The sequence below is a fragment of the Corallococcus sp. CA041A genome, from assembly GCF_003612075.1.
Classification (GTDB): domain Bacteria; phylum Myxococcota; class Myxococcia; order Myxococcales; family Myxococcaceae; genus Corallococcus; species Corallococcus exiguus.
In genome coordinates, this window is record NZ_RAWF01000005.1 from 1 (window position 1) to 11,806 (window position 11,806).

The window sequence follows — 11,806 nt, forward strand, 5'->3', positions numbered from 1 at the left end:
GCTCGGGCGGCTTCGCCGCGTCGTCGCCTTCCTTGGGCACCGCGGGCTGGGTGCCCGTGCGGATGCGGCCTTCGAGCAGCTCGATTTCCAGCGAGCCGGGCGCGGGCGCGTTCACGAACTGCTGCCAGGTGCCGTCCGGCGCGGTGAAGAGGAACGACACCGCCACCGGCGTGTTGTCCGGCAGAGGCACCTTCATGCGCTGCAACCTGCCCGGGTAGATGACCTCAGACAGCAGCACGTCCGCGTCCGGCTGGAAGATGCGCGCGGACACCTCGCCGTAGGACTCCACGGCGAACTGCTTCGGATCCACCTTGCGCACCAGCATGTACATCGGCCGGCCCTGGTTCGTCCCTGACGGGGCCTTCACGCTCAGGTGCAGCGTGCTCGGCTGACACGCGGCCAGGAAACACAGCGCCAGGGGGATGCAGCCTGCCCACGGTTTCATCGCGGCACCTCGCGGAACGGGATCCAGGGCTCACCCTTGAGCCCGACGCGCAGCTCCATCACCCCGTCCGGGGGCGTGGCTGCTCGCGCTCTCAACGACCACTTGCGGTGCTGCGGGTCTTCCGTGGCCTGGGATGACTCCAGCAGCCGGAAGCAGCTCCACGCCGAACGCGACTTCTCCAGCGACGCGTACTGCACCGACTGCTCCGTGGGCGCACGCAACTCCAGCATCAGCGACGCCGTCTGCTGGTCCCACCACGCCAGCGGGAACTCCTGCCACGACGGACTCTGGTTGTACGCGAGGAACGTCGTCTTGCCGCACTTGAGCGAACCCAGCGTCACGAAGCTGCCCGGTACGGGCGCCTTCGGCAGCGGCAGCGGCATCACCTGCAACATGAGCGGCCGGGGCCTGCCCTCCGCGTCCCACAGCACGCGGGCCAGCCGCGACAGCTTCCCCAAGGAGGGCAACATCCCCTGCGGGAACGCCAGCCGCGACTGGAGCGCGCTTCGCGGTACCCACTCCGAGCCTCGCTCCTCGCACACCGGTGTCAGCACCCGCGTCACGAAGTCCCAGAAGGCTCCGTCGAGCCGGCGCAGCACCTCCAGGTCTTCCTGCGCCACCTCCTGCGACGCGTCCGGCGTGAACGGATAGTGCTTCAGCAGCGGACGCAGGAACCGGCCCGAGGCCTCGTCCCACTGCCGCTCCAGGGTTCGTTCAATCTCCCGCTGGCCCAGCTCGCGCACCGCGAGGAACGGCTGGCGGAAGGGCTGCCGCAGCTCTCCTATGAGCCCCTGCTGGTCCAGCCACGCGTCCACCTTGCGCAGGTAGGACGTGTCGTCCTCCATCATCATCGCGAAGGCCAGCCTCCCCAGCGGCGTGAGCAGCTCCTGGAGCTTCGCGGCCCCGCCGGCCGGCTGAGCGCTGCCAGTGGCCAGGCCTCCCGTGAGCGACGCTGTCGCCTCCGCGGGCACCATGCCCGGACGGGGCACCGCGTTCAGCTCGTCCGACATCTGGGCCACCAGCGCCCGGTAGGGGTTGAGCGCCGTGTAGTTGCCCGTCTCGTCCGGCTTCATCACCGTGGCGATGGGCTTGAAGGGCGCCACCGCGTTGCGCAGGGATTCGTAGAAGGGCCCCTCCAACGGCTCCAGCGCCACGCTCTGGGCGACGTCGCGCAGCATGTCCACCAGGTCCGAGGACGGCTGCGTGAGACGCGACAGCTCCTCCGCCAGGAGCGCGGGAATCACCGCCTGGAAGCGGTAGCCGCCCACGCGCTGGAACAGGCGGTTGCGGTACTGGACCGCGAACTGGTTCACCTTGCGGCGCACGTGCTCGTGGCGCTGCAACACCTCCTCCACCGGCAGCCCCGAACCCTTGATGCGCGTGGTGAACTCATCCACCAGCGGGCGCAACCGCGTGTCGAACTCCAGCCGGTCCGACGCCAGGCTCGCGCCGCTCCGCGCCGCCACCGCCTCCTCGCCCTCCACCACGCCGAAGGGCATGCGCCCCGTCTTCTCGTGGTAGCGCAAGAGCGCCTGGTGCAGGAGCCGCGAGCTGTCCTTGGGCCGGAACTCGAAGGTGCTCTGGAGCACCGGGACCTGGAGCACCGAGGGGCCGTTGCCCGGCAGCCACAGGCCGTCGCGCACCAGCAGCTCCGCCACGTTCATCTTCTGCACCGCCTTCACGCCCAGGAAGGCCTCTTCCTCCATGCGCAGCACGTTCGTCAGCACTTCGCGGTGGTCGTTGATCCACGCCACCGTCCTGATGGTGGAGGGGATGCCCCGGAAGCGGCTGGTGTCCACCCGCGCCTCGGAGGCGGCCAGGAGCTCCAGCGCGCGCGGCAGGCTGCTGAAGCGCGCGCTGTCATCCAGCAGCGTCTGGAGCCTCCGTCGCTCGTCCTGCATGGACTCCAGCTCCGCGTCCAGTTGCTCCAGCGCGCGCGGCTCCACGGCCCGGTTCGCCAGCAGGTCCTGCAACCGCCGCAGGTGCGCCTGCCACGGCATCAGCTGGGACTCCTGCGTGAGCGGCTCCGGGTAGGGCCAGCGCGCCCAGCTGGCTTCGGGCGTGTCCGGCGCGGACCACGGCGGATTGCTCATGACGACGTAGTCGGCCACCAGGGAGTCGTTCAGCCCCACCGCCGTCACCCACGAGCGCCCTCCCTCCAACGCCGCCGCGTCCGCGGCAGGCTCCGCCGAGCCGTCCTCCGACACGAAGCCCCAGTTCGGACGCGTCTTCAGGCTGGACAGCACCAGTTGGCCCAGCGGCTCCTCGCGCGAACCGTGCAACGCGGCCAGCAGGTAGACGACCTGCTCCGGACGGCACGTGTCCGGCTGGCGGTGGCACTTCTCCAGGGCGGGCCGGATGTGGGCCTCGCGGATGCCCCGCGCCAGGCGCTGGCGCAGGTCCTCGCGCGCGTCGGTGAAGCTGTAGCGCAACAGGGGCCACGTGTTCATGGCCCGCCACAACGAGTCCAGGGAGTGGCCCGCGGCGACCACCGGTTCCTGCACCGCGGCCCCGGACACCTCCTGCCCCTGGTCGCGGATGCGCTGGACCATCTCCTCGAAGCGCTGCACGCGTGTGCGCGCCTGGCCCAGCCTCCACGCGAAGTGCCCGTACACGGCCAGGAGCGGCAGCGCGCACGCCAGCCCCAGCAGCACCGCCCGGCGCAGGTGGATGTGCAGGTAGCGCTCGTGGACCGCTTTCGCCGTGCTGGCCTCGGCGGACACCGAGAGGACGTCAGGGTCTCTCGTGTCCTTGTCCGCGGACGACAGCGACACCGTGGCGAGCCGGGGCGCGTACGCCAGCGTCTGGCCCTCCATCAGCGCCGTCACGAAGCGCGACAGCGCCTCGAAAGGGGCGTGGCCCTCCGAATAGAAGTGCTCCAGCCGTTCGAAGGACTCCACCGGAAGCGACGTGAGACCCAGCGCGAGGTAGTGCTCCTGCGCCTTGAGCAGCGAGCCCACCTGTCCCTCCTGGCCCGACGGGGGCAGGGGGAAGCGCAGCGGCACGTGGTAGGCGCGCAAGAGCTTCGCGAAGTCCGCGTAGCCCTCCCGCTCATCCAGGTGGGTGAGGCACAGGCGCGTCTCCAGCTCGCCCCCGCGCACCTCCGACAACAGGTTGAGCTTGCCTCGCAGCAGCTGCGCCGCGCGGCGCACCTCGTCCGGGGGCGTGTCCTGCAGCCAGCGCGCGTCCAGCACCAGCACCGCCAGCGCCTGCTGGCCGCTGCCGAAGCTGTCCTTCCACAGCCGGCGCAGCGCCTCTCGCGCCTGGGGCGACTCGTCCTCCACGAGCTGCGCGGACAGCTCCTGGGCCACCACGTCCGCGCCCAGGTAGACCTGGAGCAGCGAGTCCGTGAGGAGGCTGGGCAGGAACTGCCGCGCCTGCCGCTTCCAGTCCAGGTCCAGCTCGATGAGCCGCGACTTGCCCGCGCCCGCAGGCCCCAGCACCACCACACCTGGCAGGTCCCGTACCGCCACGCGGTGCCGCAGCGGTAGCCCGGCCAGGAACTTCTCGCGCACCTTGCGCAGCCGGTTCTTCGCCAGGGGCTCCGGCGCGGCGGCCCCTCCGGCCGGCGCGCTCTTGCGCTTCGCACGCCACACGAGGAACAGCGGGATGCCAATGGCCAGCAGCGCCATGAGGAGAAGCGCGTAGGGCTTCCACTTCGGTGGGATGAACGCGATCAGTTTCTTGATGACATCCATGGCTCAGCGCTCTCCCCAGCCCAGGACGTTCCCAGCCCGGCCCGAGCGATGCAGGGCCTCCAGGACGTCCTCCAGTGTGTCCACCGTGCCCGCGAACGACGCGCGGGCCTTCTCCTGCTCCTCCGGCGACAACCGCGCGTCACCCGGCCCCGGCATCAGGCGGGCCAGCGTCTGGCCCAGCTCGTCCAGCATCGGCTCCAGGCCATGACGCCCCACCCCCAGGCGCGCGGCGACGGTCTTGCGCACCTCCTGGAGCAGGGCGGGCGCCGCGTCGATGGGCGCCGCGGCCGGAGCCTGGGGTGCGGCGGCTTGTGGCTTCACCGGGTCACCCACCAGAGCAGGCACTGCAGCCCCAGCACGCTCGCGGCGCTGGCCGCGTAGTAGCGGGCGGGAAAGGCGTAGAGCAGCGGCCCGGAGGACTCACCAGCCCCGGCGAAGGCGGGCGGTGGCGGGGGCGTGACGATGCGCGCGGACAGCCGCTCCTGGTACTCGCGCAGCTTCGCGGTGTGTCCCAGGTAGCGGCCTCCGAAGCCCGCCGTGATGCAGAAGTGGAGCATCTCGAAGAGCAGCGCGGGTGAACCCGGCTGATCCAGCCGTTGATCCGCCAGCGTGTAGAAGGCCTCGCCGCCGCCGTCCTCGCCGAAGAGGCGGTACTGCAACAGCGGCCACAGCGGCTGCTCCGAGTCCGCGAGCCTCAGGAGGACGCGCTCGTCCACCAGGTACGTGAAGGGCTTGAGCGCGTCCTGCACCTCCTCGTCGCGGGCGTGGGCGCCCAGGCCCGCGCGCAGCCGCTCAATCACCTCCAGGAGCTCGTCGTGGAGCCTGCGCAGGCCCTCGCGGCCCAAGAGCCCCACGGCCGCGGCCGAACCGGGCGCGGACTGCGGCAGCCACCCGTCCAGCACGGACTGGGCCTGCCGGTACTGCGTGAAGACGACCTGCCAGTGCTCGAGCTTCATCCGCGCCCCCCCGTCAACCCACGTTCACCATGCCGCCCTTGAGTTCCGCCACGCCGTCCGCCTTGAGCCCCAGCTTCGCCTTGGCGGTCACCGTCACCTGCGCTCCCTCCATGGCGACGTCCTTCTGGCCCTCCGCCTTGATGGACGGGGCCTTCAGGGCCACCGCGCCGGTCTTGGCCTCCACCTGGACGTCGTCACCCTCCACGCTGAACTTCTTCGCAGCCTTCAGCGTCACGGCCTCGTCCGAGGAGAGGGTCGCGTCCTTCGCAGCCTTCTGCGTCAGCGCGTCCTTCGTGGTGACCGTGAAGGCCTTGGCGCTCTCCAGCGCGAACGTGTCGTCGCTCTTCCACGACGACGCCTTCGTGGACGTCACCTCGATGGTCTCCGCCTTCAGCACGAAGGACTTGACGGTCACCGTGACGCTGTCCTGCTTCTGCACGATGGTGCTGGTGGCGCTGTCACCCTTCACCTCCAGGGTGATGGCCTCGCCGTCCATCTTCACTGTCTGGAGGATCTTCCCGTCCTTGTCCTCCGTGGTGAGGGTGAGGCCCTTCTCCTTGTCCATGTCGATGATGCAGATGAGCTTGGGCATGCGCGCCGTTCCCCCGTCGGTCCTCCGTCAGGCCCTGCGCCAGTAGAGGAGCACCTGCGCCCCTTCGAGCGCGGGCGTGGCGAAGAAGGTGAGCCCGTCCTCGCGCGTCGCGGACTGCCATTCCTCGCTCTGGGGCGTCAGCTGATACCAGTCGATGTCCGCGTCGAAGGCGTGGGGGAACGACGGGAAGGCCACGTGCCGGTACGGCACGCCCTTCAAGGCCTGGCGACGCACCGCCGGCAGCCGCAGGGGACTGGCCAGCTTCACGCCCTCCATGGAGCGGGGCCGGTCGCGCTCCTGCCGGCGCACCAGCAGGTAGAAGTCATCCGGCGCCGGCGTCTCCCTGGGCAGCGGGGTCAGCTTGAAGTGGCCGTCCTGGAAGTCGAAGACCCGGTAGGACAGGGGGCTGGCCTGAGGGCGGAACCCGCGCGTGAGCAGCTCCATCCACCGCGCGAGCCCCGGGCCCGGCGCTTCGTGCTCGTACGCGGGCAGCTCGTCGTCCGGCTCCGCCTCCAGGTAGCAGCACGTCTCGAAGTACAGCCGCCGCAGCGCCTGCACCAGCGGGTAGGGCGGCGGTTGCAGGCCGTGACGCATGTCCTGGCGCAGCACCTGGAGGCTTCGCACCTCGCACAGCGCCCGCCGCGCGCTGGCCAGCCGGTCGCCTCGCACCAGGCCCTCGCGCAGCGATGTGCGCAGCTGCCCCTGCGCCTGCTGGAGCAGGCCGTCCAGCTGCTCGAACAGGGGCTCCAGGAACGGGTGGGGGCCCACGCTCAAGAGCGGCGGCAGGTGCGTGGCGGACAGCTGCCAGGGCCCGTCCGCGTTCCGGGTGAAGACGGCCAGCGACAGGCTGCTCACCGTGTCGTCCACCACCGGCTCCAGCGACAGGCACAGCCGCCGTCCCGCGCGCACCACGCTGGGGGCTTCTCCGCCCGCGGGCGCCATGTCCTCGCGGGGCTCCAGCACCCCCAGCAGGTGCAGATACACCGTCACCCGCATGCGGCCCGTCTCCTCGAGCGACAGCGGTGTTACATCCGCGTTACCCGGCACCTCCACCAGGTGGCCTCCCGGTAACACCGCGGTCAACTCCTCCAGCGCCACCGAGCCCTTGGCGAGCAACACATTGTTGAAACGCAGCGCGCTCACGCCCACTACCGGAAGGCCCGCGAACCCCGCGTAGCGCCGGGCCTCCGTGGAGAGGGATTCCTCCTGCGCCCGGAAGTGTTCGGGCAGCAGGGTCTGCCCCTCCTGCCACAGGACTCTCGCGAGGGTGTCTGGGTTCATGTCCAGGAGCGGCGGGAGCGGGTTTCCTGTCACGGGGACCGCCCGGGGCAAAAACTTGCTTGGGCTGGGTGACAGTGTTTCAAAAAAACTACCGGCCTGATGCCGGTGGCGTCAAGTCAGCCTGGATGATCCACCGTGCCTGGTTTCTCGCACTGAGGGGCAGGGGATGCCCTGGGTTGAGTCCAATTTGTCTCACCGGGTGCGGATGCGCCCAATGTGTCGGGTTATACGTTGGAGGCGTATTGATTTTTTGTATTCGTATGGTTTATCAATTCCTTCACAAACGGCGGTTCAGTTCTTGGGGGTACTCATGGCCATCACCGACGAAATTCCCAGATCACGCATCACGCTGACCTACCGCACCCAGGTGAACGGAACCCGGGCGGACAAGGCGCTTCCGTTCCGGCTGCTGGTGATGGGGGACTTCTCCAAGGGCACCTCCATTGACCGCAAGAAGGACCTGGATCAGCGGGAGATCCGCAACCTGGATGGCAAGAACCTGAACCAGGTCATCCAGAACATGGGCATGACGCTGAACTTCAGCGTGCCCAACCGCGTGGACAAGAAGGACCCGGTGGATGGGTCGGCGCCGGCGCCGCTGCAGGTGAGCCTCAAGCTGGACTCGATGAAGTCCTTCAGCCCGGTGGACGTGGCGCGTCAGGTTCCGAAGATCAACGCGCTGCTCACGCTGCGCAAGCTGCTGCTGGAGCTGCAGGGCAACCTGGACAACCGCAAGGAGTTCCGCCAGCTGGTGCGCCAGCTCGCGCAGAACCCGGAGGCCGTCCAGAAGCTGAAGACGGAGCTGGCCGCGTTCAAGTCGATGAGCCTGCCGAAGCTGGCCGCGACGAACCCGCAGCCGCCGACGACGTGATGCCGGGCGCAAGCCCCTCCCCACGACCTTCCTGAACGAGAGCTCCTGCCATGCCTACCGCTCCTGCGTCTTCCACCACCGCGACGACCGCCGTGGCCGATGTGCCCCTGGACCTTCCGCTGTTCCTCAACAGCGTGCGCCTGGGCTCCGTGCCCACCGCGCGCGACGCCTCCACCCAGACCGACCTGCTGGTCATCCCCGACGACGCCACCCCCGAGGAGCGCTTCGTCTCCAGCCTGGCGGCCATGGTCCACAACATGGACACGGACGAGGGCCGCTTCGACAAGCAGACGGTGCAGGAGCTGGTCGGCACCATCGACGCGCTGGTGTCGGATCAGCTCAATGCCGTGTTGCACGCGCCGGAGTTCCAGGAGGTGGAGGCGCAGTGGACCGCGCTCAACGACCTGGTGCGTAACACCAACTTCAAGGCCAACGTCGAGCTGAGCCTGCTGGATGTCTCCAAGGAGGAGGCCTACAGCGACCTGGAGACGAACGCGGCGGACGTCGCCGGTTCGGAGTTCTTCAAGAAGCTGTACGTCGCTGAGTACGATCAGTACGGCGGCGCCCCCTACGGCGCGCTGGTGGGCATGTACGAGTTCGCCAACACGCCGCAGGACATGCTGTGGCTCAAGACGATGGGGAAGATCGCCGCGGCCAGCCACGCGCCGTTCGTGGCGTCCGTGTCTCCGCGCTTCTTCGGCTGCGACACCATGAAGGAGGTGTCCCAGCTGCGTGACGTGGCCAGCCTGCTGGACTCGCCCAAGTACTCCGCCTGGAACGCGCTGCGTGACACGGACGAGGCCGCCTACGTGGGCCTCACGCTGCCGCGCTACATCGTCCGGCCGCCCTACAACCCGGAGACCTACCCGGCCCCCGGCATGAACTTCACGGAGGCGGTGAAGGGCGACAAGGAAGAGGAGTACCTCTGGGGCAACGCGGCCATGCTGTTCGCGCGCAACCTGGTGCGCTCGTTCGCGGGCTCCGGCTGGTGCCAGCACATCCGCGGCCCCAAGGGCGGCGGCCTGGTGGCGGGCCTGCCCGTGCACCTGACGCACCTGCGCGGCGAGGAGGAGATGAAGCTGCCCGTGGAGATGTCCATCCCGGACTTCCGCGAGCTGGAGCTCGCCAACGGCGGCTTCATCCCGCTCATCCACAAGAAGGGGAGCGCGGAGGCCGTCTTCTTCAGCGTCCAGTCCCTCAAGAAGGCCAAGGTCTTCGAGGACACGAAGGACTCGGAGAACTCGCAGCTGGTGACGAACCTGGCCTACACGTACTCCATCAGCCGCATCGCGCACTACGTGAAGGCCATCATGCGCGAGAACATCGGCAGCACGGCCAACGCGGCGTACATGCAGCAGCAGCTGGACCGGTGGATCTCCCGGTACGTCACCACGCTGGTGAACCCGGATGACCTGACGCTGCGCTACTACCCCTTCAAGGCCTACAACCTCACCGTGGCGGAAGTGCCCGGCAAGGTGGGCTGGTACCACTGCAACCTCTCCGTCCTCCCGCACATCCAGTTCGAAGGCATGAACGTGGACCTCCGCGTGGATGCGCGGCTCGGCTGACAAACCCCGCAGCAAAATGGAGGACCGAAACCATGGGTGATGGACCGCTTGGCATTTCGTGTGACTGGCAGCAGACCATCCAGCAGCGCCCCCAGAAGAACATCCCGGTGGGCTACCTGCTGGACATCAAGGGGATGGGCAAGGACGACGGCTCGTTCCCCAAGAGCAGCAGCCTCTTCTACACCCCGTTCGTCGGCGATCCCGCCTACGCCGGTGTGGCGTTGGAGGACGTAGGCGCGAAGAAGGCCGTGCGCGCGGTGGGCCTCATCACCCAGCTCCAGTGGGAGGGCGGCAAGCTCGACCCCATTGACTTCACGGTGCTGATCTCGCCGGAGAACAAGGCGGACTTCACCGGCATCACCAACACGGAGATCCGTCAGCTCAAGTTCTGGATCTGCGAGTGGGACAGCGCCCAGGGCAAGTGGTTCGAGAAGTGCTATCCGCTCGGTGACGAGGCCGGTGGCCCCGCCAACGAGATGTCCGCCCGGCTGAACCAGAAGGGCAGCGAGGTGATGATGCACGTGGGTGATCCGGAGAACGTGGGCGTCACGGACGTCAAGTTCTGCCAGATGACCTTCCAGCTCATCCCGGACAAGGCGCACCTGTGCAACATCCACTACGGGCACAACTCGCTGGACAAGGACGTGTACGCCTGGGGCTACGTCGAAGGCAAACAGTAGTCAGCGGTTGAAGCAGGACGGGGAGGGCGGGAAAAGCGCCTTCCCCGTTTCCGCGTTGGGGGGCTACTTGTCAGAGCCCCACTTGGTGACGCGGCGCTCCTGGGAGTTGGTGGCGAACTCCAGGGTGGTGCTCTTCTTGGGCGCGGGCACCACCCGGAACTGGAAGCGGTGGAAGCGGATGTCCAGGTCCTCGGCCAGCGTGGCGGGCTGATTGTCCAGGAAGACCTTGGGGCGGCCCTTCTCCGTGTCCATCAGCGCCTCGGCGGAAGCAGGGCTCTTCAGCTTGGCGGCTTCGAACCAGGTGTCACCCGCTTCATCGAAGTCGATGATGGCCCACGCCAGCTTCAGCCGCAGGTTGTCCAAGGGCTTGGCGAAGTGGTTGAGCACGTTCGCGGCCGTGACGCGGCCCACGTACACGGTGAAGTCCATGGGGCCGGAAGCACCATTCATGGCCAGCCGTTCAATGAGACCAATGCATTGCGCCTTGGGCCCGAAGTCACCCACCGTGGGGGAGAACAGGGTGAGGTCCTTCGCCAGGTTGAGCCCCCCGCAGCCGTTCCATTCCAGCAGATATCCCAGCGCTCCACGAAAGCCGGGCCGGTATTGAAACCCGGTCTGCCAATTGCATTCGAGTTCGAGTACGTCGGGCTTGGCGATGGGCATGGGGTGTCTGTCCTTGTGAATGAAAGACATGTAACATGAAGTGGAAAGACAGACCATGAGAGACCTGAGCCTGTGCCTGCGCCCCGTGGAGGGCGGATCGCTGGAGCGCCTGGAGTCGCATGATCCGCGCTTCCTCACGGTGGCGGACCTGGTGCAGCGGGAGGCCTACGTCGAGGCCGCGGACGCCATCGAGGCCCTGGACGGTGAAGGGGTCTACGAGGTCCGGCTGTCGGCCTACTACCTCTTCGCGACGCTGCGCGAGGACGGGCTCTCGCGCCTGCCGGAGGTGCTGGAGGTGCTGGTCGCGCTCTCGCGCGCGGCGGCGGAGGAGGCCGCGCAGGGCGAGGGGAAGGACAAGTCCAAGCCCGCGGTGCTGCTCAACAAGGCGCTGACGTGGCTGTTCCAGCTCCTGGTGAGCGCGCTGAAGTATCACCACGGCAAGCGGGACGCCGGCTGGGAGGCGTGGACCAAGGGCTTCACGGACGGCAAGCGCAAGGACGCCCTGCGCGGCATCCAGACCCTGCAGGGCGTGCTGGAAGGCCCCGCGTTCCGCAACGGGGCCCAGGGCCTGGCGGGGCTGGGACAGTGGCTGCGGGAGACGACGCAGGAGCGCGCGGCCGCTCCCGCCCCGTCCCCGGAGCCCGCGAAGCCGGCCGCCCCCTCGAAGGGGCGCGGCGCGAAATCCTCCGCGGCTGCGGCGGCCACGCCGCCATCGCCGTTCCCCCGCACGACGGGGCCGCTGCAGCTGCGGGGATCCGTGCACCTGCTGGAGCTGTGCGACAAGCTCAAGGCCTTCGAGGTGCTGGTGGAACGCGGCGACTTCCAGAAGGCCGCGATGGTGAGCGACGACGTGCTCCGGACGCTGGAGGAGTTCGACCCGCGGCGCTACCTGCCGGAGCTGTTCTCGTCGTTCGGCGCGCTGCTCAACCGCCACGTGGGGGACATCCAGGAGCACTGGGAGCGCAAGGACACGATGGAGTGGCGCACGCTGTCGCAGTTCTACCAGGTGGACCTGGGCGCCTTCGTGGGGCCGGGCGAGTGAGGCGGCTCCG

General features: G+C 68.5%; 11 protein-coding genes. 4 read left to right on the top strand and 7 right to left on the bottom strand.

The window, feature by feature from the left end:
- The 6 genes from D7V77_RS01445 to tssK all read right to left on the bottom strand — a co-directional run.
- The coding region (locus D7V77_RS01445; RefSeq protein ID WP_120574474.1) for a hypothetical protein at positions 1-445 on the bottom strand (445 nt) is incomplete at its 3' end.
- Positions 442-4,143 (bottom strand): type VI secretion IcmF C-terminal domain-containing protein, encoded by a 3,702-nt coding sequence (locus tag D7V77_RS01450; protein ID WP_120574475.1) that lies wholly within the window; start codon positions 4,141-4,143, stop codon positions 442-444. The genes D7V77_RS01445 and D7V77_RS01450, both read right to left, overlap by 4 nt.
- A 3-nt stretch (positions 4,144-4,146) precedes the next feature.
- Positions 4,147-4,464 carry a hypothetical protein gene (locus D7V77_RS01455; RefSeq protein WP_233596578.1) on the bottom strand — a complete coding sequence of 106 codons (318 nt, stop codon included), beginning with the start codon at positions 4,462-4,464 and terminating at the stop codon, positions 4,147-4,149.
- Positions 4,461-5,099, bottom strand: coding sequence for a DotU family type IV/VI secretion system protein (locus D7V77_RS01460; RefSeq protein ID WP_120574476.1), 639 nt, complete (start codon positions 5,097-5,099; stop codon positions 4,461-4,463). The genes D7V77_RS01455 and D7V77_RS01460 overlap by 4 nt, the downstream gene beginning before the upstream one ends.
- A 13-nt stretch (positions 5,100-5,112) precedes the next feature.
- Positions 5,113-5,691: a hypothetical protein gene (locus D7V77_RS01465; RefSeq protein ID WP_120574477.1), complete on the bottom strand. Its 579-nt coding sequence runs from the start codon at positions 5,689-5,691 to the stop codon at positions 5,113-5,115.
- A gap of 27 nt (positions 5,692-5,718) precedes the next feature.
- Positions 5,719-6,972 carry a type VI secretion system baseplate subunit TssK gene (gene tssK / locus D7V77_RS01470; protein WP_120574478.1) on the bottom strand — a complete coding sequence of 418 codons (1,254 nt, stop codon included), beginning with the start codon at positions 6,970-6,972 and terminating at the stop codon, positions 5,719-5,721.
- A gap of 310 nt (positions 6,973-7,282) precedes the next feature.
- Here tssK and tssB point away from each other — a divergent pair, with 310 nt between their 5' ends.
- From tssB to D7V77_RS01485, 3 genes are read left to right on the top strand one after another with little or no spacing between them, the layout of a single operon-like run.
- Entirely contained in the window at positions 7,283-7,843 is a 561-nt protein-coding gene (gene tssB, locus D7V77_RS01475) for a type VI secretion system contractile sheath small subunit (protein ID WP_120574479.1), read from the top strand.
- Positions 7,844-7,893: 50 nt separating this feature from the next.
- Positions 7,894-9,411: a type VI secretion system contractile sheath large subunit gene (gene tssC / locus D7V77_RS01480; RefSeq protein ID WP_120574480.1), complete on the top strand. Its 1,518-nt coding sequence runs from the start codon at positions 7,894-7,896 to the stop codon at positions 9,409-9,411.
- A 32-nt stretch (positions 9,412-9,443) separates the two neighbouring features.
- On the top strand, positions 9,444-10,091 hold the full coding sequence (locus D7V77_RS01485) for a hypothetical protein (RefSeq protein WP_120574481.1): 648 nt from the start codon (positions 9,444-9,446) through the stop codon (positions 10,089-10,091).
- Between the two features lie 63 nt (positions 10,092-10,154).
- On the opposite strand, the gene D7V77_RS01490 is transcribed toward D7V77_RS01485, so the two are convergent.
- On the bottom strand, positions 10,155-10,754 hold the full coding sequence (locus D7V77_RS01490) for a hypothetical protein (RefSeq protein ID WP_120574482.1): 600 nt from the start codon (positions 10,752-10,754) through the stop codon (positions 10,155-10,157).
- Positions 10,755-10,809: 55 nt separating this feature from the next.
- Between D7V77_RS01490 and D7V77_RS01495 the strand changes: the two genes are divergently transcribed.
- Positions 10,810-11,796 (top strand): type VI secretion system protein IglI family protein, encoded by a 987-nt coding sequence (locus D7V77_RS01495; RefSeq protein ID WP_120574483.1) that lies wholly within the window; start codon positions 10,810-10,812, stop codon positions 11,794-11,796.
- The last annotated feature ends 10 nt before the right edge of the window (positions 11,797-11,806 follow it).